Source organism: Microbacterium sp. NPDC008134 (assembly GCF_042957055.1).
GTDB lineage: Bacteria > Actinomycetota > Actinomycetes > Actinomycetales > Microbacteriaceae > Microbacterium.
Genome location: NZ_JBIBHO010000001.1, coordinates 1,227,911 through 1,253,246 on the forward strand (window position 1 = coordinate 1,227,911; position 25,336 = coordinate 1,253,246).

Sequence of the window (25,336 nt, forward strand, 5' to 3'; positions counted from 1 at the left end):
TAAAGAATGGGTTATCTCAAGCGAAAGGCTAAGCAAGTCGCTGTCTCTGCGGGTGAGCGCTTTATGGAGCGACACGTGATTGGTGAACGCCGACCTACGCGTTCGTTGCGTGGAGCACAGCCACATGAGCGTCTCGACGCACTGCGTCCAGACGTGCCATGGTTCCAGGCCTGGGTGCTTCGGCCGGGCCTGCTGATCGCTGCCGGGTTCGGATCGTGGATGGTGCAGTCAATTGCGGCTGGCAGTACAGGGTGGGGATGGGCCATCGCAATAGTGGTCCCGGCGCTCCTGTTTCATCGCACCGTGTTTCGATGGTGGCTGATCGTACAAAAGGAGCCGTACACGCATGGCTTTTGGTTCCCGACAAAGAAGTTGTTCAGCGGTGCGTTCCGAGTGCTCGGGCCTTCACGCATTGCGCTGATAGCGCTTGCGGTCACTGCCGTGTTTGACCTCCTCAATCAGTCGGCCGGCAGCTCGCCGTCATCGTTCTTCGTCATCGTGGCCAACCTCTTCTTCGTCGTCGCGCTAGGTGCGCTGACGTACTCCGCACTGAAGCTCGGACGCACCTACAGCGAGAGGATGGACGCTGAGTATGAGCTTCTGTGGGCGTATCAGGTCAAGCACATTGATGATCTCCCGGACGAGCACGAGGGTGGGATGCCGTTCAAGGTCGCGCACCTGGCTGAGACTTTCACGCTCGCTGATCTTCCGAACCTCCAGCAGTACGCCGAGCCCTTGGGGTACACGATCACCGACTACGACATCGTGGGGCGCGGCCGCACCGCCGAGCTGACGCCGGTGAGTCCGATCGAGATGAAGATATACGAGGACGCAGCTCGCAACCTCGGCAAGCCTGTGTATGACTTCCGCTTCCGCTTCCGCTGGGTGGACAACGACGAGCCTGACCTTGATCGCCACCCGCAACGCATCGAGACCCTGATCATTGAACGTGCACCCATCGCGGGTCTGACACCTGAGAAGCGCGAGGCATTCCTACTCGCCCTGCGTGACTCACTGCCGAAGGGATCGAACGGCTGGAAGATCACCGACAAGCAGGACGATCCATTCAAGGTGCTCCAGTACGGCAAACCGCTCTCGCTGCCAGATGTCGTGGCTCTGGAAGAGAGCCTGCCGCGGGCTCCGGGTATCTCAGGCTGGGCACGAGTACCGGTTGGCAAGAACAGTGCAGGCACGTTCATCGGCATGAACCTTAAGCGAGTGCCGCATCTCTTGATCGCCGGTGGAACCAACTCCGGTAAGTCCACTCTGCTGCGAGCGGACATGCTCGGCCGACTCGCTCGTGGCCATGAGATCGTCGTCATCGATACGGTCAAGGGAGCGAACGACTTCCTCACCCTCAAGCCGTGGACATTGATGTGGGGTGAGACGATCCCCGAAGCGGCCAACATTCTTGCTCACGTCTACGAGGAGTCCGTTCGTCGTCGCGCTTTTCTCAAGAAGTACAAACGGGGTAACTGGGCCGACCTCACTCCTGAGCAATGCGAAGAGGGCGGTATCCGGCCACTCAGTATCTTCTACGACGAGTACGAGAACAGCATCGTTCCGAAGACCGTTCAGAAGGCTCTCGGTGCCGACCATCCTCTCGTCCTCGCAGCACAGGCGCACAACATGGGCGTCGGATATATCAACGAGTACATGCCACAGCTCGCGAAAGAGGCGCGTTCCGTTGGCATCCACTTGGTAGTCGCCACACAGACTCCGCACTCGACGCGCATCGGAGAGGCCCTTCGCGGCAACCTCGGAGGAGCGATCCAACTCTCGGCTGGCAAGCTCGAACAGCACATCGTGCGTCTGACGATGGGTGAGGCCACCAGTCAGGCGATGGATCAGTTCAACACGTTCAATAAGCCCAAGCTCGATGAGCATGGCAAGGAAGCGCTCGATGAAGAAGGCAACGTCATCATGCTCCCCGGTCTTGGCGTCGTACTCATCGACGGTGGTGCGCCGACTGCAATGCGCGTGGGCTATGCCTCGGAGCCTCGCGTCGTGAAGATCCTGAATGAGCTTGGGGTCGCCGAAGTCGAACCGTGGCAGCTAGATGACGCTCTTCAGCTCGACATGGTTCCGACCGAGGATGAGGACGACACCCGCACGTCGATCAAGCCTCCGTTCGCAAGGATGAGCCACTTGCTCGGCAATGAGCCGGTGAATCCCGTCAAGCAGCCCGGGACCGACCCGAGTGCCAGCGATACTGCGAAGCCCACTCGCTCGATCTTCGATCCGGACGTCTGGGGAGACGCCTCAGCGTAGATCTGAGCGCCCTCAAGGATTCGAAGCGCTCTCGCATCGCTCGACTAGAGCAAGGCTCTCCACGGCGCGCTGAGTGACTCGGGTGCGTATTGGAACCGGATCGCGAGCGCGTATCAAGGCCCATGAATCCGCCAAGGCGCGCGATCAACTAGACGTACGAGTTCGAGAACGTCGGGCTCATCGACCGAGAGGAAGAACCATGACGATTCTGCATGTCGGCAAGCCGATATCGCTGCCCGATCTCGTGCCGATGCGCAACCTGCTGTCCGATTATGATCCGTCAGGATGGAATCGCCTGGATCTCGGAATCGATTCTTCGGGCGATCCTCAGGGCATCGACAACCGATACCGAGCGCCGCATACCCTGGTCTCAGGTTCGACCGGCTCTAGTAAGACGATCACCCTTCAGATGCTCGCAGCGCAGGCGCTAACTCGTGGGCATGAAGTCGTCTACATCAACGTTGCGGGCCACTTGGACTTCGCTGGATTTCAGCCCTGGATGAAGCACGTGGCTGAGGGCTCACCGGAAGACGTTGTGATCAACGCCGCCGAGCTGATCGAGCGCGTCTACACCGAGCTGCGGCGTCGCTTTCGTGCGCTCGCCCAGAACATGTGCGGATTCTGGATGGACCTCCCCGATGATGTCCGTCGGCGTGAGCAGATCCGCCCGCTCACCGTGATTGTCGATGAGTTCGATCTGCTCTCCGACAAGCAGCCCGTGAGCGGAGCATTGCCGTCTGAAGAGGTCGAGCGCATCGAGGGGATCGCCACGGCAAAGGCGAAGCTGGTTGAGTACGCCGGTCAGATTGCTCGGAGCGGTCGAGCAGCGGGCGTGCACCTGGTCATCGGCACGCAGAGAGTTGGCCTCGAGTACCTCAATGGCTCGCTCCGCTCGAACCTCACTGCTCGAATCCTCACCGTGCCTCCCACTACACCGCCCACTGGGATTGTTCAAAGGCTGATGTTCGACGCGAGCGCTGGCGAGGCTGAGCTCCTGATTGACACCCTGCGCAGTGGCCACCCGGGACTCGCCATTGTTCAGCAGAAGACTGGTTGCGAGCCGCACGGCGTCAGGGTCGGCTATGCCCACTGGGAGGACATCGCCGCGATTCTCGAGGAGCTGAACGTTCCGCGCGCAAATCCGGGGTTCCCCGAATACACGCCAATGCGGGATGAGGACGATTAGCAGTATGGAGCGCCACAGAAGCCAAACAGGGCTGGCGGACGAGCCGAAGCCCGAGCCGACCTATTCCATCTGAGTATTCGTATGCGAGTGGCGTTCACGGCATCAGCCTGCTGAACTTGTCCAAGTCGCGCACATGAGCTGTCACGGGGTTCTAGCTGTCTATCCCTACGTCGTGTGAGGGAAACTCGACGCGCCTCACCTCCGTGACAATCGCCCGGCCTAATCCACCGGACACAATGCCGGACTGGTCCTAATCCGAGCCACATATTCGACCTTTGGTGGCAGGGCCAGTCCGGCATTCCTATGCCTAATCACGATTCGCGTATGAGTAAGAGGAATTACGCGATGCGCCTAGAAGACTTAGTCGTAAGCGAAAGCTACTTCGACCAAGGGATTGATATGAAGAGCACGACAAAGGCATTGGCGACCGGAGTTATCGCCGCCGCGATGCTCGCGACCTCCGTATCGGCACACGCCGCTGACGAGCCGAGATTCCCAGCGATACCGGGAGCTCCGACTTGGTACTCGGCTGCATCCAACGCGCCGTATGCGAGCAACGACGCGACGATGTCCGACCAGTACGTCGCACAAGAGGACGAACAGTGGCACGCCAGCGCATGGTGGTATGACCCGAACGGTGGAACCCCTGGTGGGACTGAGCCTGACATCATCATGGAGACGCTCCTCCGGCTGCCCGGGGAGGCCGGAGCCACCGATCCCAACCTCATCGTTCTGTCGCTGAATGCGGCCTTCCCCGAGATGACTGTTTCGCTGGGCACCGAGTTCACGAACGGCGTCGTGCTCGCGACCGGCTCGGCCGATGCGAGTCCGAAGCTGACCTTGCCCGGAGACGGCATCATCATCGTGCAGCGCCCTGCTCGGGACTGCACAGTCACGAATGACTTGAAGGATCCCGACCGATTCATCGTCAACCTCGCATTGCTCGGGGAGAACCAGCGTCGCTATCTCACGAACCTGACCGTCGAGTTCGGCACTCGCACATGGAACGAAGCTTGTGCAGCTCTCGTCGGTGGCCAGAATGCCGAGGAGACTGTTGAGCCCGAGAACGCGTCGAAGCCAGCTCAGAAGGCCGAAGAGGTCAAGCAGAGCAATGAGACCGGAGCGGAAGCAAACGGCGAGAAGGTCACCGAGGTCGAGGGCGATGCACCAGCGTCCACTGAAACCGAGGCGATGAGCCTTTGGGGGTTCATTGGCATCTGTGCGCTGCTCTTGGGCGCGACCGCAGCTATCTGGGTCGCAGTAGTCGTGACTCGCCGTCGCAGGTCTCGTGAGTTTGAGAACGACGGCACGCCAATCGACGGATCAACCGGACACCTCGGCGTGGACCCATCGCGCCCGGCCGTGAAGCGCAGTGAGTTCTGAAGGGTAGGTGATCGATCATGTCGCAGGAGGCCGAACTGCCACGGGTATCCATCGGGGAAATCCTGGGTCGCCTGGTCTCCGTGGGGCTTCCCCTGGGAGCAGTCTTTGCCTTCTTCTCTCTGGTTGCGTCCGGGCCATTGCTCAATTGGGTCACGACCGTCTTCCTAATGAGCGCCATCGCTTTCAACACGTTGACAAGATCGGCATTGGCGAAGTCAGCGGAAGAGCCGAGGCTTTCCGTCTTCGGGTTCCTGCTCCGAGTGTTGGCAAGGCTCCTGCGGGTGCCTCTTCTGACCAACCCCTTCACGCTTCGAGTCATCGGTGCCGTGATCTTTGGACTCGTGGTGGCAACGGTCGATTGGCTCGTCGCCACGTTTATCGTCGGCACGTGGGGAATGAGTGCCGACCTGACCGGCCTGATCAGCCTTGGATTAGTTCTCCTGGCGACCTACTTCGCGGTGTTCTACTTTCGACTACGCCGTGACGACGGTACGCCCACGATGTGGGACGAACTATCCGAAGAGTACGAGGAGTGGCGAGGACGCCCGCTTCCGGTTCCGACATTGGAGCTTGAGCCGTGGATGCGCGCACTCTTCAACGCTGCCGCGCAGACGTTGGTCACAGTGATCGTGAGGGCATTTGCGATCTGGGCCATGCCGCTCCTGTTCGCTGATTGGCGTGGCGGGCTCTCCTTCTTGCTCACGCTCCTGACGGCTGCAGTGGCCCCTGAGTACGTCGTATGGGTCTGGCGAAAGGTCGTGAACCGGATTGAGACCAAGAGTACCCACCACTCCGACGAATCCAACCCCAACGAAAGGTAAACATCATGAACAAGTTCAAATCGGGAATCAAGTACGTAGTGCAGCGCATTATCGAACGACCAATGATCCTTGGTGTGCTCTTCTTTGGCGTGCTGGGAGTCGCCTTGGAGATCAAGTACCTCGTGACTGAGGACGATGCGGTGGCTCACCTCGTGCTCCTGTGTCTCATCATCTTCATCTCATTGGCTCACAGTGTGCACCACGACGACATGAAGGACGAACTCGCTGAACTTCGTGCTCAGGACGCATCCGAAGGGGCGACGGAATGAGCCGCCGTGCGATACGAGCCGCCATGACCTTCAGCGTCGTGATGACACTCGTCACGTCCTTCGTACGAGGAATGATCAACGGGCTCTTCGTCGCAGGCATCCTGGCACTCCTGCTGGTCGTGTTCGTGCGAGGCAACGTGTTCCTGCTCGTGAGCGGCCTGTTGGTACTGCTCCTCTGCGTTCTCGCCTACACAGCCTGGACGATGCTCAGTGCCTTCCGTCTTGAGTTCGGGGCGACGTCCGGAACAATCCTCGGAGTCGAGCGTTTGATGGCGTCGGAGACAGCGCCTCTCGATGGCGAGGCGAGGACAAATGCTGACCGTGCGTAGCGTCATCCTGGCGGCGGTGCAGAACCGAGTGGTCTGGGCGGAACTCATCATTCTCGCGCTCTTCACCGCGCTTATCGCTGGATTCTTCCTCGACCCCGATAACGAGAAGCTCGCCGCCCTCGCCGTCGGCGCACTTCTGGTGTGGTCGCTGCCTGTAGATCTGCAGGACGACAACGAGGAGGATGAATGACCGCTCGGATCAAGCGGCCGGCCGTCGTAATTCTTGGCGTGCTGGCGCTGCTCTCGCTGACAGCCTGCACCGACCCCAGCGCACTCGGTGCGATCCCAAGCGATGCGCCCATCGATACCGTCGCTGAGCCCACGCCGACCGGGACCCCGGACGACTGGTACTCCGCGGCTGTCTCCGACGAGCCTGACTGGGAAGGCATGTCCCTCGGCGAGGTGACGGTCAACGGTGAGCAATACAGCTATCTCGAGGTCGAAGATGAGGAGCCGACTTATCGGAACATCACTGAGATTCCGTTCGAGGTAGGCGACACCGAGCCGAAGCTCGATACCTCCAAGCCGTTCGTGCTGAGCTTCAAGTCCGGGTGTCGCACAACGTGGACGGATGCCTCAGCGCACCTGAATGACGAGGGCGAGGCCACCGAGCCGAAGTTTCACATGTTCATCGCCAAGACGGAGAAGGCCCTCGACGGAGCTCCCGTCTCGTGCACGACCGACAACATGAACTATGAGGGCGAGCCGAACAGTTGGGCCTGGTTCGACGATCCCAACTTCAGCGACGGCCAGTACTTCCTGATCACGACTGTCGAGGACTCAGTCTGGCGGCAGGTCGTACCCATCACGATCTCCACCGGCATCCTGGACAAGCAGAATTTCGGGATCGAGGAGAACGGCATCTGGCACGATTCTCGCGCCGCTGCGCTTCCGGGTGAGCAGAGAGAGATCAACTGGTTCGAGCTGACCAAGGTCAAGCCGAAGAGCCTCGGCAATGACGAGTGGTGGGATGAGCCGAGGCGCGAGAGCTTCTTCACCGTGCCGGAAGTCAGCATTGCTGGTTCGGGGACGAACAGCGACCCGATCTCCGGCTCATTCGTGGCCGTGCTCGAAGGAGAGCATCGGATAACCCGAACTGAGACCTGGGTTCTCGGCCGGGAAAAGGACGCAACCTCCGGCCCGGAGATCAGTTGTTCGTTGGTCGAGGACGACGAAGCAGCCAGCGCCGCCCGTCGATACGAGTGCGACATCTGGGAGTTCGTGGACACCAAGGGCAACGCCGACAAGTACTACCTGATTCTCACTAGCCAGCCTGGGGACGTGCGTCAAGTGTTCGAGGTAGCTACCAAGTAGCCAAGAGCGCGCAGAAGCCCGGGACCGAATTGCGATCAGTCCCGGGCTTCGTCTCGTCTAGGTTCAGTGTGCGGCGTCGTAGGCCTCGATGACGTTGGCGGGGATTCGGCCACGCTCGCTTACGGCGTGGCCGTTATCGCTGGCCCACTTGCGAATGGCCGCGAGGTCTCTCCGGCCCGTGCTCTTGCTCGAAGTGCGGGCAGACGACGAGCCCTCCTTCTTAGCTTTGCGAGCAACGTCGGTCCACGGCTTGAGAGCTTCGTGGAACTTCTCGGCATTCGCGTCGTTGAGGTCGATTTCGAAGTTGGTGCCGCCAACCGCGAACCTGATCGAAGTGGTTGCCTCGGTGCCGTCAACGTCATCGATTAGTTGGGTAATTTCGCGCTTGGCCATCGTGCTCCGTTTCGCTTGCGGGCGGTTCCCGGGAATGCAATCCCCACGATCACATACTAGACCTCCCCTTATCAAAAGGACCGCCTAACTGAACCGATCAGCATCCCAGGTTGTTGAGAACAACGAAGATACGCTTTCCCGGCTGACCATCTGCCCACGCCTGTGCTGCTGATGTTGCCTCTGCCTGAGAGTCGTAGGTGCCGACTGGGCCGGGTTCGCTTACTGCCCAAGCCGGGGCGAAGGAGTTGATGGAGGTGGAGAAGCTCAGCGCGCACTGAACAGCGGTGACGGTGATGCCTCCGAGTTTGTCGGATTCTGCTTGGAGCTGAGCCTGCAGGTTGGCCTGTTCCTGATCCATCGCAGCGCCCGTGCCTGTTCCGTGCGATGCTCCTACACCTGCGTTGACCTGAGCGTTGACCTCCTGGAGAACGGGCTCCGGAATGGGCTGCCCCCAGCGAACCGCGATGAACTTGTCACCGACGGGGTAGGCCACGGTGAGGTCGTTGGAGTCGTTCAGCTCCTGAGCCTGCTCGGCTGTGAGTTCATCACCGACCTGAATCTCCTCGGCGGGACCGGGCTTCTCCGTCTCGACGGGCTGGGAGGCGGCAATAGGGCTCGGGTGGGGCTCGGAGGCAGGCGTACAGCCGGCCAGGACGAGGGCGCCCAGGACCGCCATGACGATAAGAGCGCTGGACTGCTTAAGCAAAGGTTCGGTCACGATCTCATAATGGCGTGCGACACAGCCTGGGACCAACCGCTTGTTAGGCGCGTCGTTCTGGCAGGAGCTGGTGTCGCACAGTAGCTCGGAACTGGGGCCATGGAGCCCTCAGCGTCGATCTGAGCGCTTTTGTCGCCCTCGACGTATCGATATCGCTTCGAACGATTCTGACGCGTTTACGACGCTTTGAGGGAAGCTCGCTATTTCGCGTAGATGTGCCGCACAATGACCCTCCGAACCTCGTATCGTCGAAGTAGATCGCGATTCCAGATCCGGTCACAACAATAGGAGGTGCGAAATGGGTGGATCCAAGGCTGAGGGCAGCGCTGCGAAGGGCGCTGGCAAGGGCGGCAAGGCTTGAGTCGCATTATGGAATCCCTCTACCAGGTCATTCCTGGTAGAGGGATTCCTCTTTTCGTTCTCGCGTTAGTGGGCTCATGCTCAACGATCGCTTGACGATCAAATAGAGCGAGAACGAGAAAACCTCGCTCCGAGGAGAAAGGATCATCATGAAAATCAGACGGGTTATCGCGGCGACCGCAGCTGCCACGATGCTTGCTGGCTCCATGCTCTTCGGGGCAAGCGCAGGAGCTCTAGCAGCGGGACCGGGCGACTGGGATTACATCCCGGTCGATCCTGAGTACGTTACCGGGACACCGGATGGCGTCAGGGTCTGGATGAACAACTGCTACGTGAAGGACGGAGAGCCGACACCCGGCATGCTTGATGGTGAGGTCACGCATCCGGGTCGGCACTATGGCTGCAACATTGGCATCGAGGTCAGCGAAGGCTACGAACAGGAGCATGGCCCCTACACGGTGTCCACCGATGCCATCGCCGCAACGGCAACCTTCCAGGCGCTCGGCTCGCCGTTCGCCGGAGTCGGTGGCGCAGTGCCCTGTGCAACTGGTGAGAAGCCGCATTACATCGGTATCGCTGCTGCCGGTGAAGCCGGAACGTATGGTTCCGACGCGGGCGGGTTCCACGTGAACTACTTTGACGCGGCATGCTACTCAGTCAACGAGTTCCCGCCAGATCCGGAGCCGCCTGTTATGCCCGAGCCTGAGCCGGAAGAGCCGGAGCTGACACCCGAGACTGAGCCGGAGCCTGGGTTTCCTCCTGTTGTCGTGGAGGAGCCCGCACCCATTGTGGACCCACTTCCTCAGCCGACGCCGGAGCCGGTCACGCCTCGCGCAGTACCGGAGGCAGTTAAGACCGGTGTCGGCCCGGTGAACGCATCGTCGGTGGTGTCACCATCAGGTCGAGCGAAAGTATCCGAACCGACAGATCTCACGATTCGGGAGCTGCTCGATCTGCTCTACCGCGCCAAGAGCGATGTCGCCCCGGTGCTGGCTCTTCCGGAACCTAAGACGATGCCTTTCAGCAACGTTCTTGAGCCGGCGACCTTCGATGACCTCTGGGTGATCGATGACGCGGCGAACGGCTACACGGCCGATGGGCCGCAGTACTTCCTTGCGCACACCCACACACAGGGAGGCGCCGTCGGCAACGTAGTCAACGAGGCCGGCCTTGAGCCTGGCACGGTGGTCGAGGTCGCGGGAGTTCGGTTCGACGTGACTGAAGTCAGCACGATTGCCAAGCCTGATATTGGCACGCTCCCGATCTGGCAGTCGGACGATCCAGAGGACGCCTACCTCGTGGTGTGCCTGTGGAACAACGGATCGCTGGCTACGCACAACCTGGTGATCGAGTTGCACCGATCCTGACGCCAGCATAGGAAACGCCCTCTCGGCTCATCGCTTCCGAGAGGGCGTTTCTCAGTTCCGCTACCGTGCAGTTCGACTCTGCTGTTGAGCGGAAGCCTCGGTCGTCATGGCCTAATCCCTGACCGGACGACGGAGGGGATCAGAGGGTCTGCCAGGTGGCGACGCTGTTGCGCAGATCCTCGTCGTCGGTCACCAACGCGCGGCAGTCGTAGTTGTACTCCACGCAGGAGACCGGGCGGGGGGAAGTATCGCTGATCACGAGCACCGAGTCGTCCTTGAGCTGCTGTGCCGCAACGTAGTGAGTGCGCTCGGGGTTCAGTGAGTAGGAGATAGTGAGGTCGTCAACAGCTCCGATATTGAAGAGGCCAGGTCCATCTTCTTCGCATGCCTCGCCGAAGACGGAGGCAATGTCGTCGGCGCAGAAGGTCCGCTCAAGCGATGCGAACTGCTCGGCATACGTGCCATCGCCAGTGAGAGTGAGCTCCTGGATCTCCGCGAGTTCGGTCAGGTTCGCAGCGGACGCTGCCTGTGCTGCATTTGCGCCGAGTGCCATGCCCGAGGTTGCGGCGACAGCGGCGAGAATAATTCCAAAAGCCCTGACGTAGCTGAACATCTCTGAATCCCTTTCGATGAGTAACCGAGTTGTTTGCTTTCTCGATCTAATACGAGAATAAGTCGTCTTTCGGGAAATGTACAGTTCAATGTACGCGCTCGGATTCACTGTCTATTTCGGTGGTCGTGAACCTACTCCTCAGAACCCCTGTTGATAGCCCAATTCGTAGGTGCCGCCGCCAGGGCTTCAAGGTCAAGAATGCGATATGTTGACTTGACAACTGACCCATTGGTCGAGACCCGTGCCAGCCACTTTGCTTTTGCGCCAGCGCTGACGACCTTGTTATGGACCGTCGCCCGAGAGAGGCCCAGAAGTGCGGCGGCCTCGCTCATCGAGTATCCGGGCTTGTCCATCCGAGCTTTCGGAGCAGTGGTGAACCTTTTCATCGCTGCGTCCGAGTTAATGCTTAGCGCCTTGGCGATCTCGGTCCACTTGGCGCGCTGATGCACAGGCAGGTCCCGAAGGTCATGAACAAGATCGGACACCTGTCCTTGAGCAATCCGGATGATGTGGTCGAGGACCGTCAACCGCTCGAGCATGAGATCCCGCATGCACGCATCACCAGAGACAGACCCTCCGGCCACAGCTTCCACTGAGAGCTTGCTCACTTCCTGGTGGAGATCAAAGGGCAGCCCCTTCATGTCTTTCCTCAAAGCAGTCTCCTTTCAAGAGAACGTCTACTTTGATTGTGAACGGTCAGAACTCAGCAAGGGCTGCCTCAGTACGCGAGAGCGGTAGTGCCGATATGGCCTCATCCCCAACGGGCTGAATCCATATCGGCCCCGCACCGTCATCCGATGGATGGCTGACTTGTTGTAGGGATGGTCTTCTCACAAGACCATCCCGGCCTGCTCCCGAGCTACAGCGTGGCCACCAACTGACCCCAGCCCGTGCTCAACCCGACAGGGCCTCCGCATCTCAACAGGCGCCGTCCCACAAGGCGCCCTGCTTCGCAGTGCCCCTTGCTCATACAGCTTCATGCCGTCATCCAGATTGCACATCGGAGTCATGCCGAGGGGTTTCCCCTTCACCCCAACGGGCTATTGTCCATCCGTCGTATTGCCTCAAGGCAGGGTGCCGCCCGAACTGATGCCTTTGACCAGTAGGGCTACGTCAACGCGGGCTCATTGGCAAGAATCAGCCTGGAAGTCATGCCGAGCATCCGGATAGCGATGATAGGGCCCACATTGTTCGATGACCATACTTCTTGAAGTCGTCCCTGAGTATAGCCGGTGCGCTTTCTGATAGCTTTACGCGCATTTCTATATGACAACGCTGTTCCATCTAGTCATATAGAAATAGCGAACTATCAGAAAGAGCACCTCATGTCAGTCATCACTTCAGAAGTTGACCTCTCCGAGCTGGACCCTATCCTCGGGCCGGTACTGGCCTCTTCCAACGGATTAGCCAAGTCCCGTGTGCTCGCCCTACTGGTCAAAGGCATCAGTAACGAGGTGCCCGTCGAGGCAATACGCCTATGGATCAAGAGTCGATGTGTCGATGGGTACATGTTCGGCAGCTCCTCCAGTTCAATCGGGGGGCGGCGTGAACCCAATGTGCGAAGGGGACCCACTCGAAGCAGGCGCACTCGCGACATAGCCCATGACATGCGGAGCCTTACCGAGTCTGAGGGCTGGGGTCAGTTGGTGGACAGCGCTCGGGAGCGGGGCCTCAGCTCTTCTGGAGATGGGCGCGATTCGCGCGGCGCTTCTCTCGACGTTGCTCGGCGGATTATGTCGGGGGTTGTCATGTATGGAGCCGATCAGCCCGCGCTGCTCAAGAGGAACGTAGGGGAGCGTGCAGTGCTCATGACTCTTGGTCTCAAGATGCTTGACGCTGACGAAGTCTGGGACTCGGTACTGGTCACGCAGCCATGGTTGGCGATGGAGCTTGGCGTCGATGTGCAGACGGTCGCGCGGCTTCTGAAGTCACTCACGGATCGTGGCATCCTGACGCACCCTCGAGGAGGTCCGTTCCGTGCGGGACGGTATCGGGTGAAGGCGCTGACAAAGAAGCGAATCAAGATCGTCCGGGAGTGGGACGGTGTTGCGCGAGGGCTGATCGGTGAGGAGGCTGGCCCTATCGCGCGGGTGCTGACTTCTGTGACGCATCCGACATGGACGTATAGCGACAAGTTGGGGCTGACGCATTGGGCGATGCTTCTCGCTGACACTGCTGAAGTCGATCCGATGAAGTTCGGGATCCGACCTCGAATGGCGACGAAGCTTCGCCGGGAGCTGAAGGCAGAATACGAACTCGTGCCGGGTGTGGTGGTGCCCTACCTTGAGAGGGTTCTGGAGCGCCTTGCGGATGACATCGACTATGGGACCACCGATAAGAAGACCGGCGAACGGATCACGGCACGAGTCGCGAAGGCGCGGGCGATGGTTGCATACGAAGTGCAGAAGGCAGCGAATAAGGCGGCGGCTGAGGAAGCGACAAGGCGGAGGAAGGGCGGACACGCGACCCTCAACGCACTGCTGGAGCTTCACCCGATTCCTAGGACGCCGTTCGACAGGCGTTTGTCAAAGAAGAGCGGTGACGTCCGAGAGCAGGATTCGTTGGCGTGGGTGAACGCGGTGCACGGGCTGATCATTTCCGAGACTCCGAATGACAAGGCGAGGAAGATCGTCGGCGAGCTGCTGACCAAGCGGCTTGTGAAGCACGGGTATCCGTTGGGCTTTGCCGAAGGTGTCGTTAGCTACATCATGCAGGCAGGCGATGACGTCACGCTTGAGGAGTGGATATCTCGTCTCTCAGGCGACGACCGTCCTTCCACGCCTTCACGACGACGGGGACTAGCTGCACGATGACTGCTCCGGTGACGGATGCAGCGAGGCCGATGTTGTTCGAGTGCTTCTGCACCTTCGCCGCGCTGGCAGCTGCTCGCAACTCAGCGAATACGGATCGCCGGCCGTCGTAGAAACCCTTGCCATAGACGGGACTGCCCATGGGTCCTCCTCGACTCGATAGTGAAGCAGATCGTAGCCGGGCTCGTCCTTATCGGGCTACGTCTGCTGTTGTCGGTACGCTCAGCCAATGGTCTCATTTGCTCAACGGATGCGTCTCCGTCCCATTCGCTCACTTGTTCAGACTGATGCACTCGATGAGGAGACGCGCACCGAGTTGTGGAACGTTGTCCTAGTGACCTACCGGACGATGTCACAGAGGGAGATGAGCTACCAGCCAGTGGGCAACCTCACGTCAGCGATGTGGGCTTGGGAGTTCAAGAAGCCTCGTGATGAGGAGCCCGGCGAGCAGAAGGTCTGGAGCTTGGTCAAGACGCAGGTGCTTACCGGCGAATGGTTTGATGCGCTCGACATCATCGAGGCATACGTCGGATACCTGGAGCGGTTTTGCACCTGGCACTCCGAAAACCTCGTGGCCCAGACAGTCAAAGCCTTCAACGGCGTGTTCGAGTCGTACATGGTCGGGTACCGATTCATCGAGCAGAAGATTGTTCCCTTGGACAACGATGCCGATGCCGAAGCCGTGACTTCAGCCATCGAAGCTGCGGGTGACTTCAGCGGAGCGCGAGGCCATCTCCAGCGAGCGGCAGATCTCCTGGCCGATCGGAAAAACCCGGACTACGCCAATTCGATCAAGGAGTCTGTCTCAGCAGTCGAGGCAGTCGTGCGGAAGGTCACGAAGGAAGGCACGCTCGGCGCGGGGCTGAAGAAACTCAAGGATGCCGGTGTCACGATCCACTCTGCGCTCGAAGGCGCATGGTCGAAGATGTACGGCTGGACCTCCGACGCACAAGGTATCCGTCACGCAGCGGTAGAGGCAACCGAGGCGGACCAGGCGATTGCGAAGTACATGCTGGTCACCTGCTCGGCGTTCGTGACGTACCTGATCGAGTCGGGCCGGAAAGCAGAGCTGGTCTAGATCCACGCCACCCTTCGGTGTGGAGAGCACGTTTGTCGGTAGGGTCTGCCAGGATCGTGAATGTGTCTGATGCTCTCCCTGTGACTAACGCTCCCGTCGATGTCCTGCGCAAGCGGCTGACCGAGTTCGCGGCATGGCGCGAGGAGCACCTGACTGGGGACGAGAAGGGGCAGTCCCAAGTCTTTCTGGATCGTCTGTTCCAGGCACTCGGCTGGCCGGGGGTATTCGAAGCTGGCGCGACGCTCGAATACCGAGTGACCAAGACGACGGGCGGTACCTCATTCGCGGACCTCCTGTGGAAGCCTCGCGTGCTTATCGAGATGAAGCGATCAGGCACGAAACTCGCTCGGCACCTGTCGCAAGCCTTCGACTACTGGGTGCGCGCGGTTCCGGATCGCCCTCGGTACGTCATCCTCTGCAACTTTGATGAGCTGTGGATCTACGATTTTGACCACCAGCTCGATGCGCCCATCGAGATGCTGCGCCTCACTGATCTCAGTACTCGGTGGGAAGCGCTGGGCTTCATGCTTCCCGAGGAGGTTCGACCTCAGTTCGGTAACGACCTTGTCGCTGTGACGCGTGAGGCCGCCGCTGAAGTGGCGAAGGTCTACCGCTCGCTGAGGGCACGCGGTGTCGAGTCCAAGGATGTGCAGCGCTTTACGTTGCAATGCGTGATGGCCATGTTCGCCGAAGATACTGGGCTCCTCCCCGAGCACTCCTTCACCAAAGCGCTTGCTGATGCGACAACGGGTGCAGAAGCCTACGACCTGATCGGCGGGTTGTTCAATGAAATGAACACGCCAGGAAAGACGCCGGGTGGCCGATTCAAGGGCACCCCGTACTTCAACGGTGGTCTGTTCTCGAAGGTAGTGCCGCTGGAGCTGACAACGGCGGAACTCAAACTTCTGCGTCATGCGGCTGGCACTGAGTGGTCGCAGGTGCGACCGGAGATTTTCGGCACCCTGTTCGAAGGGTCGATGGACGCAGGAGAGCGCCATGCCACTGGAGCTCACTTCACTTCACAGGCAGACATCCAGCGAATTATTCAGCCGGTCATCGTTCGCCCGTGGCGCGACAGGATCGATGCTGCCACCAACATTCCCCAGCTTGAGGCGATCCTGGGCGAGATGTCGCAGTTCAGAGTGCTGGATCCTGCGGTGGGCTCCGGTAACTTCCTGTACATCGCCTATCGGGAGCTTCGCCGCCTCGAGCGCGAAGTAATCGAGCGCATTCGCGAGCGGCGACAGGCTAGCGGCCTGGCAACGCAGGAATCGTTCGGATATGTCACGCCCGAGCAGTTCTTCGGCATGGATGTGAACCCGTTCGCCGTAGAGGTGGCGAAGGTCACGCTGCTGCTCGGCAAGAAGCTTGCGGATGATGAGCTTGAAGAGGCTGGGCAAACGTTGCCACTCGACAACCTGGACAAGAACATCCTTCACGCGGACGCACTGTTCGAGGAGTGGCCCAAGGCGGATGCCATCATCGGGAATCCACCGTTCATCGGTCGGCGAAAGATGGTTCTCGAACTTGGCGCGGACTACAACGCACGGCTTGATGAAGCGTACGGGCCCAAGGGCGTGTCTGACTTCGTGACTTATTGGTTCCCGAAGGCACACGATCATCTCCCCGAGGGAGGGCGGGCCGGCCTCGTCGCCACAAAGTCTGTGAAGCATGGTGATGGTCGAAAGGCGTCACTCGACTACATCGTGGACAACGGCGGAGCCATCATCGAGGCGGTCTCATCCATGCAGTGGTCCGGTGAAGCGGCAGTCACGGTCGCCGTCGTGAACTGGCAGAAGGGCGGATCTCTCCCAGGCAAGCGCACTCTCTGGCTTGATCTCGAGGAGCCGCCGCTGGAGCTTGACGAAATCACGTCTGCGCTCTCACCCGAAGTAAACGTTCGAGATGCAAAGGACCTGCGCGTCAACGCCGGTGGCGTCTACCAGGGTCAGACGCTTGGTATCACCGATGCGTTTCGTATCGACACCGTTGCAGCGCGCAGAATCAAGAAGATCGAGCCATCCTCGTCAGAGGTTGTTCATCCCGTGCTCGGCGGCAAGGAGCTACTCCAGAAGACCTCCGTGGAGACGTGGGTGATCGACGTGCCAGACGTATCCGCCGATGAAGCCTGGCGAAAGCATCCGAAACTGATGCAGTCATTGACCATTTCGGCGTTGCCCACTCGGGAAGAGAAGGCAGCCACGGAGCGCGAGCGCAACGACATCGCACTCGCGCGGAACCCGAAGGCGCGAGTCAATCGCCACCATGCTGGCTTCCTAGAACGGTGGTGGATGCTTGGTTGGAGGCGTGAAGACTACCTCGCCGCAACTACAGAATTGCCCAGGTACATCGGTCTCACGCGTGTCTCCAGCGAGTTGCGTGGGCCGGTATTCAGTTTCGTAAGCGGTGAGTTCCACATCACTGACGCGATGGTTGCATTCCCGTACTCAGACGACTACTCATTCGGCATCTTGCAGAGCACTGCACATGAGACGTGGTTTCGCGCGAGATGCACAACGCTGGAAACCCGTCTGCGGTACACGACCGAAGCAGTGTTCAGTAGCTTTCCCTGGCCTCAGAACCCTTCGCAGGAGGCTGTTGATCAGGTCTCCATCGCAGCGCGGAAAATCGTGGAGCACTGCGCACACGCGTTCAAGCTCGGACAGCCGCTGGCCGCCCAGTTCGATGTTCTAAGGCGCCCGGGGGCGTCCACGCTCAGAGCGCTCCGCGAGGAGCTGGATTCCGCGGTGCTCGCCGCATATGGGTTTTCTGCCGAGGAGGATCTCCTCACTCAACTGTTCGAGGCCAACCTCCTGGTCGCAACGCGCGAAGAGGTCGGGGAGGAAGTCACTCCGCCTGGGCCACGTCCCACGGATGCGAAGCCGTCTGACTGGATGTGGCCAGCACCGACGCTCTGACGAAGCCCACGGACAGAGGATGGGCGACTAGACAGACAGAACAGTCCTAAACTCGGGGCGCGCGCATCTTGCTTCACCTTTCGAGGTCACGAACGCCACGGCACCCAAGTCGAAGTCGGTCAAAAACTGTTCCCTCGTGGAGTAGTGCGTACTCGTCGGGGACGCTCAATGGCTTCTCAGCGATCATCAGCGCTTCGTGGAGCTCCCTCTGGCTCGTCGTCGTCTCGTCGCTCGCTCTCGTCAGGTCGGGGCGTCGGAAGAGCGTCGAAAGATCCGGCGTCGTTGCTCTCCGGGAAAAGACCCGTGGTGTCTGGCGTCAACTTTGGGAGGTGCTCTGCGAGATCGCCGTACTCCTCGCATATCTGAGGAGCGTGTCTCTCGCAGAACGGGACGACGATGGTCGGCGCGTTGAAGGTGATGAACACGACATCGGCGGAATGGCCACAATCGAACACCGAGCAGTCGTCGCCGTATCGATCTCGGAGGAGCGCCGCGAGTGCCAGGGATGTTGTGCCGGTGCCGTGCTTGAGTGCCAGGTACTCATCCATGCTCCTGATGAGGAGCGTGTCATTCCCGCGGAACTCCTTCTGCAGGCCCGAGGTCATCGCCTGCCGTCCTCGGTCGGCGTCTCGTCGTAGACATCACCCTCTACGAACCGGATGCGTGCGCGAGTGACGGGATGCGTCGCCGTCCAGAGATAGGCGGCCTCCCAGCTGACGTACCATCCGGCGTCCTGTACGGCTTCCCCCAAGATGTCGTCGGCACCATCGGGGAAGAAGGCGTCACCAGCGCTGGGCCCCTGGAAGCGGTTCAGGATCACAGCGAGCTTGTTGAAGGTGTCTGGCTTCTCTTCGCGAATGTCGCGCAGAGTCAGGCTGTAGAGCTTCCAGAAGTCGTCCAATAGGTTCACGATGACTCCTTGCATGCCGAGTTGGTGAGCCCACGAGGGCGTCCGAAGTTGTCGGGAGTTGGAAGTCCCGGGTATCCGTCGTAGAGGCTGATCCGAATGACTCTGGTCGTACGACGCCACGTGTCGGTGTAAGCAAGATCCTCGCCGTAGCCCTCGGACCGGATCAAGCGGAAAGAGGCCTCGTCGCCGACATGGATCTCCTGATACTCGGCAGGTAGCCAGTCGCTGTCACCGACGAAGTCGCCGTTGGCCTGGGGTCGGACTTGGCGCACGAGTGATTCAGCAGCGGAATCGTTGACGACGAGATGCATGGTGTCGGTGATCGTGCGCACGACGAAGGTGCCTGGCATCCAGGGGTGGATGGCGCTGAAGTTGTAGGAGTAGTCCGGCACAGCTCGATGGTCGGTCATTGTTTGCCTCCCAGCACTCCCTGCACGAAATCTCGGATGACCTCTACATCATCGAGCGTTAGGCCGATGGCCGGATCCGGGGATATGAGTAGACGTTGTCTCGGGCCGATGTCGCCGCCACGGAAAGCCGGAGAAACTCGGAACGCGAACTCGATGGCGCTGTTGTCTGCCCAGACGAACGCTGGACTGCCGACTGATTCGAGGTAATCGAGAAGAACAACCATCTTCCAGTTGCTTTGTCCGTGCTCGTCTACGAGGACAACCCCATCAGCGAGGCGGCCACCGAACGCCAACTCGACTGCTCTGGGCACGAACCGGGGAGCGGCAGTGACCCATAGAAGCTGTACGCCAGTTGGCTGCACGATCTCGTCCAACTCGACGGTCACGGCGGGAGCTGTGTGCAGAAGCCGGGTAGTGCCCTGATGATCATCGACCCATGCAGCACCGAACGATACGTCGGCGTAGTCGTCGGGAGCGTGCTGGAGCTCAACGTCATCGATCTGGCGACTCAGGACGCCATCGATGTCCAGTGCAATGACAATTCTTGGTGGCTCCGAATCATCACTCAGCAATTCCGTTCCATTGGCAATAAGAGATTTCATGTAACTCCTGTTCAGATAATGGAAAGCGTTGATCTCGAGCGTATCTAGAAATGTGCGAATCGAGATACCGAAAAAAGCACATCGTATAGTACACTCCCACGCGAAACGAGAGATCGACTCAAATTCAGCGCCAGGAAAGGACCAGAAATGACCCAGCAAAGCATCACCTCGGATGATGTGCTCGCCAATCTTCACAGGACCGTTCAGAAGAACTTCCAGAATCATTTTGGACCACTTACTCTGCCGAGCGACCATCTCTCCAACGCTGAGATCGACGCCGTCGAGCCGTTCGATTTGCAGCGGGCTACTGGGACTGAGTTTCGAGTGAAGATGCGCCGGTGGCTGAGGCTTGAGGGGATGCACGCCGGGAGGGTCGCTCGGCATCTCGACATCGACGTGAGGCTCGTCATCCGGGAGGCACAGAAGATGCGCCTCGAGGACCCCAAGACCAACGCGCAGATGCGGGACGCCCTGGTCGGTCCCGGACGCAAGGATCACGTAGACATCGCCCAGCAGTTCGGTGTCGCTAAAGCTGACGTCGATCAGATCGCCCGCGACATGCTCGCCGACGATCCCGCTTTCTTGGAGCTGTTCGCATGAGCCTCGCGCGCGTCCACGAGTGCCAAGCCATCCAGCGCAACGACCGGTACTCGGAGCCGCCGAATCTCGATCTGATCGAGGAGCACCTGGACAGGCTCGAAAGGCTGCGAGAGCGAGTGCTGCGCCAGAGCATGCCGAACTACGAGCTGGTCAATCGGTTCGATGAGGTCGAGCGCTGGCTGCACATGAACCTTGCGTATGGCGAGGGCAACGTGGCGATCCTTATACCTCTGCGGGAGAGCTTCGCTTGGGGTCGCGCCATCTACTCAGCAAAGCAATTCCGTCTCGCGTCTGAAGCAGTCCTCTCATCGATCTCTGAACTGCCCACGCCGATTGATCTGCTGCTGACCGAGCTTGGCCTTCGTCCGGAGTGGACAGTGACCGAAGACAGTCAATTCGCACACTGGAGAGGTCGAGCTGACGTGCTTCGTCGTCTCGGCGCTGTGATGACCGAGGGGAGAACACGAGATCGGCGTGCCGAGGACCCTGAGGTTCGGGAGTCCTTCTTTGAGCACGTGCAAGCTGGCTATGACGCCGCGGTAGTCGCAGGGCACGTCGGGGTCAGCCACGAGATCGCATCTCGCTGGGCGCTGGAGGGAGAGGGCGATGGTGACCTCTAGCACGTCGGACACGTCTCAAAAATTAGTTATGCGCAGAACTTCAATCAGAACGAAAATCGCCGCGTACCATCGCCACGAAGCTTGCGAGAATCGCAGATCCAGGAGGAAATCATGAGCCAGGCCATCAGTCACGAATGCCGCAACCTGTGCCAGCTAAGGACGCCGGACCCTCTCGACCCGACGTTGGCGAGGACCATCAGCAACATGCTCGAAGCGATGCTGCTCACACGACGAGTGAGCATCTTCGACGACGAGCCCGCCAAGCCCGTTCGGGCCGACGCAACTCACTTCGGTGTATCTGAGAGTGATCCCGCAGGGCTGCTTGCCTACACGATTGAAAAGTGGCTGCGCCGGGCCATCCGTTACGTCACGGGGGACACAATTCTTCTGCCGTTGGACACCGAACGAGTATGGGGTAAGCGCATCGACAACGAGGTCGACTTTGAGTACGCGGTGCGTGATCTGCTTCTGATTGCTGATCGATTCATCCGGGCCTTCCGGAGCAAGCGCACCGATGACCAAGGTTGGGCATTCGTTATGGCCTGCGAGGAGCAGCGCTGCGCGACACGGGGCCTCGCATGGGACTGGGATGACGACGAGGACATGGTCGCCCGAATCGCGAACGCTCCGACGGCACAGATTCTGCAGGAACAGGAGCTGCCCGAGGCGTCCGCTCAGGAGCGAGCCGTTCTTCGAGAACACTTCGGGCTGGGATTCGGGGTGTCCGAGATAATCGATCACCTTGGACTCGCGCCGCACATCGTTTTCGCGGAGTTCGCGCTTTGGCGTCGTGAGGAGCAGGAATTGCTTGAACGGCTCGAAGCGCAGGGCGGTGAGGAAGCATGAGTCACCTGCCCGGGACATACGGCGCTCGGGGTCGAGTGGGCGCCGCGGGTGAGAACTACTTTGCGCGGGGGCTCAAGAGGGCCGGCCTCACGAAGTTCGAGGTGTTCTACTCGCTGAACATCCCGGACGTGCCAGGCAAGGCGAGAATGCGCGGCGACATCGACTGCGTGATCGCGAACGGGGCGAAAGTCGTTCTGATTGACGTGAAGAGGTGGGCCGGGAGCTGGCTCTGGACGATCCCCGGAACAGACAAGCCTCTGAACGGGTTCCTGCCTTACTCCAAGGATGGAGAGTGGGGACTGAGCAAGAACATGATCACTGCGCTCGACCGCATGAGGCTCCGGCTTCCAGAAGCCGACATCTCGGCGATGGTCGTGTTCGTCCCGACGAAGAACCATGATCCTGAGTCCGTGCCACGCAGCGTCGATTTCCTCATCTGGCCAGGCATGATCCGCAGCTACATCTCCGGACACGCTTTCGGGGAGCTGAACCTCCGGTTGGGGAACGAGGTCGTAGATGTTCCGCCTTCCGCGCTGCACCTACTGACCCAGCTCAAGCGGAACTGACCGAGGAGAGGAGACGGACGGATGGCACGACGAAAGCACCAGACGCGGGTCGGCAAGGTCATGCCCAAGAAGGCCCCACGCTCAAAGAAGGGAGGGCGCACCGGGGCTAAGCACTCCGCGAAGCCGGACGACTTGCGCGTTGACGCTCCCAGCAGCGAGGTCGTGGTTCGCACGATGACGGATGAGGACCGTGCTCGATTCGAGGCGCGTAAGCGTAGTCGGGCTTGAGCCGAGGCCATGAGCCGAGACACAGGTAGTCTCGGCTCATGGCCAACGGGATCAGCGGAGACGGCGAAGCAGCGCAGAGAAAGAGAGGCCCCGGCCGACCCCGCAAGTACGAGACGGAAGAGAACCCACTGCCACGTCCCATTCCGGTGAATTGGCACATCGAACCTTCAGCCCACGCTCGTTTGACGGAAATTCAGAAGGCGACAGAGGAGCGCCCAGGCGCGATAGCCTCCAAGGCCATCGAGTACTACTACAAACACGAATTCCCCAGCGGTGACTCGACTCCAAAGGGCGGCAAGGCGTGACGCGCCTGGTGGGCCGCTGAACGCCCGCAACTCTCGCTAACGATAACGAGTCGATCTCGCCATCAAAGCGCGTCCAGGGTGCGTCTATAGCTTCTGATGCGCGACTGACGAGCACGTGGCTATCGTGCCTCCACTGATACGACGAGCAAGGAGGTCATGAAGGTGTCGAAAGTTTTCCCCATGGAATCCACGGCCATCGAGCAGCTTGTCGAGCCGCTTGATCATTCGCCGCTCTGAGGTGCTGGAAGCCCAGCGGAGGGCCCACTCGAACATCGCGAAGGTGAAGTGCGGCGCCATGCAACAGTCGCTTTGTCGCGCGCTCAGGTGCCAGCCCAGAGACCCGAGAAGCGAAGCGGCCTGATGGAGGTTGCTCAGGATGTCCAGGTACAACTCCGGATTCACTTCCCGAGTGCCAACCTGCACGGCGTCCTCGGACTTGTCGCCCAGGCGGATGCTCACGAGAGGATCAGGATCCAACCGCATGAGCACGGCTCGGTCGAGTAATGCCAGTGCGCGCTCGGGCGCGTCGGTGACCTGCATGTTCGTTCTCCTTCGGATCGGCGTATCGAGTCGAGCGAGCGAACTGTACTAGGCGAATCGTTATTGAAGGAAGTTCCCGAGAACCGCGAAAAGACGTGAAGAAACGCACGGGCCCCCGACCAGAAAGCCGGGGGCCCAAGACTGAGATCAGAAGAGTGACAAGCTCTTCGGGTGCGATCTACGCTTTGATTCTATCGCCCGAGGCGACATTGTGAACCTACGTCTGGGAACTCGGACGGAAAATCCCCGGTTGGCACAGTAAAGACGAGAGTCGCCTGCTAAAACTACTTCTAAGCGACGAGCCGATCAGCCTGACAAGCCGATCATTCTCGGGCTCGCGCACGCACAAAGACTGAGCTCAGGTGACGCATCGATAGGTCGCGCCTGACTCCTCATCCGATAGGAGCAGTAGCAAGTGACCGCATCTACCTTAGAGCTCGTGAACCCGCGCAGGTCGCGTGGCGAACTTAACGCTGAGTCAACTACTGCCTTCCAGGCCAGGGGAGAGGAGCGCTGGTTCGACGAGGAGCAGATCGTTGAAGGCGCTCATACGTTCTTCAGCACCCCCGCTTCGAGCCCGCTCCCAACTCGGGACGCAGCCGGTGATCAAATCCGCTACAACGGCTTCGTTCAGCAAAACATCATTGATCTCCTCTCCGTTGTCCACGCGCACGCAATCCGAGTCGCCCGGGACAAGGAGCATCTAACCGGTGGCCGCAAGGAATACCTCGGGTACGAGGTCCAGGCCGACCGTTTGCAGGACTACATGTACTGGGCTCCGTCATGGTCGAAGTACATTCCGGTGATCACGTTCGACGTTGACAATCCCTACGACCACACGACATGCAACGACCTGCCTCTGCCGCCCAACTGGCTCGGGGAGAACCCCGAGAAGCACACCTGGCAGGGCATGTACTTCCTGGACTCCCCGGTCGCTGGCGCAACCAACCCGCTCCGCCGTGTCGTGTCCTCGATGCGCACCGAGATTCACAAGGCGCTCAACGGCGATCCGAACTTCGTCGGCAACGTCGCACGAACTCCGGGCCATGAGGCATACGAGTGGCACCACCAGCACGATTACCGCTACTCGCTCTCGGAGCTGATGACAGCGTTCCTGCCTGCGACGACGAGTGCTCCGCCGAAGCAGCAGCGCTTCGTGAATCTGCGCACGCGTCAAGCCGAGATGACCCGAGACGACGCTGGGCTCATCATGCGTCAGATGTTCCTCTTCGAGAAGGGGCGACTGCTCGCCTACTCTCGGTTCGCGTCCGGTGCAGTGGTCGATGAGCGTTGGCTGCTCCATGAGGTCCTGACCCCGCTCGAAGCCGAGCTTGCCAAACTCGAGGACCGTGAACCCATCCCGGTTCACAAGGTCAAGTCCATCGCCCGGTCGATCGTCAACTTCTGCAACACCAAGATGAGCCGAGACTACGCACGTGGCAACGGCGTCTCCTTCTACACCCATGAGCAGCGAATCAAGGGCGGTCGAACGCAGGGACGCATCAACGCCTCGAACGGGCACATGGGGCGCATCGTCGCTGTTCGATGGGAGAGCAGCCGACGTCTCGGTCTTCCCGCGTTCCCTCGTGAAGCATCAGTGAAGGGTGGCCAGACTCAGGGGGCCGTCAACGCCAAGTCCGGGCATATGAAGCGCATCCAGCAACAGGGCAGTGAGCTCGGCTCGATGACCAACAGGATGAACGCGATCATCAGCTACTCGGAGATCCGTGCCTTTATGGCCGACACCGGGTTGTCCATTCGCAAGACCGTGGTTGCGCTTGGCGTTGGCAAGTCCACTGTGGAGCGAGCTGTGAAGGACGGCAAGTAAGGTGTCTTCACCTCTAATGCTCTACATGGTTAATCAGAGAATGCCGTAGAG

General features: G+C 60.0%; 27 protein-coding genes. 18 read left to right on the forward strand and 9 right to left on the reverse strand.

The genetic code is table 11. The annotated features are described in order from the left end of the window. Positions 1–6 precede the first annotated feature (6 nt). The 8 genes from ACFY9N_RS05715 to ACFY9N_RS05750 all read left to right on the forward strand — a co-directional run bounded on the left by ACFY9N_RS05715 (position 7) and on the right by ACFY9N_RS05750 (position 7,573). The gene (locus tag ACFY9N_RS05715) at positions 7–2,271 is read left to right on the forward strand and encodes an FtsK/SpoIIIE domain-containing protein (protein WP_391477363.1); all 2,265 of its coding nucleotides are present in this window, start codon (positions 7–9) and stop codon (positions 2,269–2,271) included. A 199-nt stretch (positions 2,272–2,470) separates the two neighbouring features. Beyond that, positions 2,471–3,457 (forward strand): FtsK/SpoIIIE domain-containing protein, encoded by a 987-nt coding sequence (locus ACFY9N_RS05720; protein ID WP_391477364.1) that lies wholly within the window; start codon positions 2,471–2,473, stop codon positions 3,455–3,457. 324 nt (positions 3,458–3,781) lie between these two features. Beyond that, on the forward strand, positions 3,782–4,840 hold the full coding sequence (locus tag ACFY9N_RS05725) for a hypothetical protein (RefSeq protein ID WP_391477365.1): 1,059 nt from the start codon (positions 3,782–3,784) through the stop codon (positions 4,838–4,840). A gap of 17 nt (positions 4,841–4,857) precedes the next feature. Further along, positions 4,858–5,661 (forward strand): hypothetical protein, encoded by an 804-nt coding sequence (locus ACFY9N_RS05730; RefSeq protein ID WP_391477367.1) that lies wholly within the window; start codon positions 4,858–4,860, stop codon positions 5,659–5,661. Positions 5,662–5,666: 5 nt separating this feature from the next. After that, positions 5,667–5,930 carry a hypothetical protein gene (locus tag ACFY9N_RS05735; RefSeq protein ID WP_391477368.1) on the forward strand — a complete coding sequence of 88 codons (264 nt, stop codon included), beginning with the start codon at positions 5,667–5,669 and terminating at the stop codon, positions 5,928–5,930. Between the two features lie 23 nt (positions 5,931–5,953). Beyond that, positions 5,954–6,259 carry a hypothetical protein gene (locus ACFY9N_RS05740; protein ID WP_391477369.1) on the forward strand — a complete coding sequence of 102 codons (306 nt, stop codon included), beginning with the start codon at positions 5,954–5,956 and terminating at the stop codon, positions 6,257–6,259. Continuing rightward, positions 6,243–6,449, forward strand: coding sequence for a hypothetical protein (locus tag ACFY9N_RS05745; RefSeq protein ID WP_391477370.1), 207 nt, complete (start codon positions 6,243–6,245; stop codon positions 6,447–6,449). Before ACFY9N_RS05740 ends, ACFY9N_RS05745 begins: the two co-directional genes overlap by 17 nt. Then, positions 6,446–7,573, forward strand: a complete 1,128-nt coding sequence (locus ACFY9N_RS05750; RefSeq protein WP_391477371.1) for a hypothetical protein — start codon at positions 6,446–6,448, stop codon at positions 7,571–7,573. Before ACFY9N_RS05745 ends, ACFY9N_RS05750 begins: the two co-directional genes overlap by 4 nt. Before the next feature lie 63 nt (positions 7,574–7,636). Here the strand turns inward: ACFY9N_RS05750 and ACFY9N_RS05755 are convergent, their stop codons facing one another. Both ACFY9N_RS05755 and ACFY9N_RS05760 read right to left on the reverse strand, forming a co-directional pair. Then, positions 7,637–7,966 (reverse strand): Lsr2 family protein, encoded by a 330-nt coding sequence (locus tag ACFY9N_RS05755; protein ID WP_391477372.1) that lies wholly within the window; start codon positions 7,964–7,966, stop codon positions 7,637–7,639. Positions 7,967–8,063: 97 nt separating this feature from the next. Beyond that, on the reverse strand, positions 8,064–8,684 hold the full coding sequence (locus ACFY9N_RS05760) for a hypothetical protein (RefSeq protein WP_391477373.1): 621 nt from the start codon (positions 8,682–8,684) through the stop codon (positions 8,064–8,066). Positions 8,685–9,193: 509 nt separating this feature from the next. Here ACFY9N_RS05760 and ACFY9N_RS05765 point away from each other — a divergent pair. Next, positions 9,194–10,411, forward strand: a complete 1,218-nt coding sequence (locus ACFY9N_RS05765; RefSeq protein ID WP_391477374.1) for a hypothetical protein — start codon at positions 9,194–9,196, stop codon at positions 10,409–10,411. Between the two features lie 139 nt (positions 10,412–10,550). On the opposite strand, the gene ACFY9N_RS05770 is transcribed toward ACFY9N_RS05765, so the two are convergent. Both ACFY9N_RS05770 and ACFY9N_RS05775 read right to left on the reverse strand, forming a co-directional pair. Continuing rightward, positions 10,551–11,024 (reverse strand): hypothetical protein, encoded by a 474-nt coding sequence (locus ACFY9N_RS05770; RefSeq protein ID WP_391477375.1) that lies wholly within the window; start codon positions 11,022–11,024, stop codon positions 10,551–10,553. A 131-nt stretch (positions 11,025–11,155) separates the two neighbouring features. Further along, complete coding sequence (locus ACFY9N_RS05775; protein ID WP_391477376.1) at positions 11,156–11,665, reverse strand: hypothetical protein; 510 nt, start codon at positions 11,663–11,665, stop codon at positions 11,156–11,158. A 1,107-nt stretch (positions 11,666–12,772) separates the two neighbouring features. Between ACFY9N_RS05775 and ACFY9N_RS05780 the strand changes: the two genes are divergently transcribed. The 3 genes from ACFY9N_RS05780 (at position 12,773) to ACFY9N_RS05790 (ending at position 17,830) form a co-directional block, all read left to right on the forward strand. Beyond that, positions 12,773–13,837 (forward strand): hypothetical protein, encoded by a 1,065-nt coding sequence (locus ACFY9N_RS05780; RefSeq protein ID WP_391477378.1) that lies wholly within the window; start codon positions 12,773–12,775, stop codon positions 13,835–13,837. Between the two features lie 226 nt (positions 13,838–14,063). Beyond that, positions 14,064–14,912, forward strand: a complete 849-nt coding sequence (locus ACFY9N_RS05785; protein ID WP_391477379.1) for an AbiJ-NTD4 domain-containing protein — start codon at positions 14,064–14,066, stop codon at positions 14,910–14,912. An 80-nt stretch (positions 14,913–14,992) separates the two neighbouring features. Continuing rightward, positions 14,993–17,830: a DNA methyltransferase gene (locus tag ACFY9N_RS05790; protein WP_391477380.1), complete on the forward strand. Its 2,838-nt coding sequence runs from the start codon at positions 14,993–14,995 to the stop codon at positions 17,828–17,830. A gap of 176 nt (positions 17,831–18,006) precedes the next feature. On the opposite strand, the gene ACFY9N_RS05795 is transcribed toward ACFY9N_RS05790, so the two are convergent. The 4 genes from ACFY9N_RS05795 to ACFY9N_RS05810 are packed head-to-tail and all read right to left on the reverse strand — an operon-like array spanning position 18,007 to position 19,752. Then, a complete protein-coding gene (locus ACFY9N_RS05795) occupies positions 18,007–18,435 on the reverse strand; it encodes a hypothetical protein (RefSeq protein WP_391477381.1) in 429 nt (142 codons plus the stop codon). After that, positions 18,432–18,755, reverse strand: a complete 324-nt coding sequence (locus ACFY9N_RS05800) for a hypothetical protein (protein WP_391477382.1) — start codon at positions 18,753–18,755, stop codon at positions 18,432–18,434. The genes ACFY9N_RS05795 and ACFY9N_RS05800 overlap by 4 nt, the downstream gene beginning before the upstream one ends. Continuing rightward, positions 18,737–19,150 (reverse strand): hypothetical protein, encoded by a 414-nt coding sequence (locus tag ACFY9N_RS05805; protein ID WP_391477383.1) that lies wholly within the window; start codon positions 19,148–19,150, stop codon positions 18,737–18,739. The genes ACFY9N_RS05800 and ACFY9N_RS05805 overlap by 19 nt, the downstream gene beginning before the upstream one ends. Then, the gene (locus ACFY9N_RS05810; protein ID WP_391477384.1) at positions 19,147–19,752 is read right to left on the reverse strand and encodes a hypothetical protein; all 606 of its coding nucleotides are present in this window, start codon (positions 19,750–19,752) and stop codon (positions 19,147–19,149) included. Before ACFY9N_RS05810 ends, ACFY9N_RS05805 begins: the two co-directional genes overlap by 4 nt. A 147-nt stretch (positions 19,753–19,899) precedes the next feature. Between ACFY9N_RS05810 and ACFY9N_RS05815 the strand changes: the two genes are divergently transcribed. From ACFY9N_RS05815 to ACFY9N_RS05835, 5 genes are all read left to right on the forward strand, one after another. Beyond that, positions 19,900–20,352, forward strand: coding sequence for a hypothetical protein (locus tag ACFY9N_RS05815; RefSeq protein ID WP_391477385.1), 453 nt, complete (start codon positions 19,900–19,902; stop codon positions 20,350–20,352). Further along, complete coding sequence (locus ACFY9N_RS05820; RefSeq protein ID WP_391477386.1) at positions 20,349–20,972, forward strand: hypothetical protein; 624 nt, start codon at positions 20,349–20,351, stop codon at positions 20,970–20,972. Before ACFY9N_RS05815 ends, ACFY9N_RS05820 begins: the two co-directional genes overlap by 4 nt. Positions 20,973–21,083: 111 nt before the next feature. Then, positions 21,084–21,818, forward strand: a complete 735-nt coding sequence (locus ACFY9N_RS05825; protein ID WP_391477387.1) for a hypothetical protein — start codon at positions 21,084–21,086, stop codon at positions 21,816–21,818. Beyond that, positions 21,815–22,384, forward strand: a complete 570-nt coding sequence (locus tag ACFY9N_RS05830) for a nuclease-related domain-containing protein (protein WP_391477388.1) — start codon at positions 21,815–21,817, stop codon at positions 22,382–22,384. The genes ACFY9N_RS05825 and ACFY9N_RS05830 overlap by 4 nt, the downstream gene beginning before the upstream one ends. 266 nt (positions 22,385–22,650) lie before the next feature. Beyond that, positions 22,651–22,917 carry a hypothetical protein gene (locus tag ACFY9N_RS05835; protein ID WP_391477389.1) on the forward strand — a complete coding sequence of 89 codons (267 nt, stop codon included), beginning with the start codon at positions 22,651–22,653 and terminating at the stop codon, positions 22,915–22,917. An 84-nt stretch (positions 22,918–23,001) separates the two neighbouring features. Here the strand turns inward: ACFY9N_RS05835 and ACFY9N_RS05840 are convergent, their stop codons facing one another. Next, positions 23,002–23,457 carry a hypothetical protein gene (locus tag ACFY9N_RS05840; protein WP_391477390.1) on the reverse strand — a complete coding sequence of 152 codons (456 nt, stop codon included), beginning with the start codon at positions 23,455–23,457 and terminating at the stop codon, positions 23,002–23,004. Positions 23,458–23,872: 415 nt separating this feature from the next. Between ACFY9N_RS05840 and ACFY9N_RS05845 the strand changes: the two genes are divergently transcribed. Continuing rightward, positions 23,873–25,285, forward strand: a complete 1,413-nt coding sequence (locus ACFY9N_RS05845; RefSeq protein ID WP_391477391.1) for a replication initiation protein — start codon at positions 23,873–23,875, stop codon at positions 25,283–25,285. Positions 25,286–25,336: the final 51 nt, after the last annotated feature.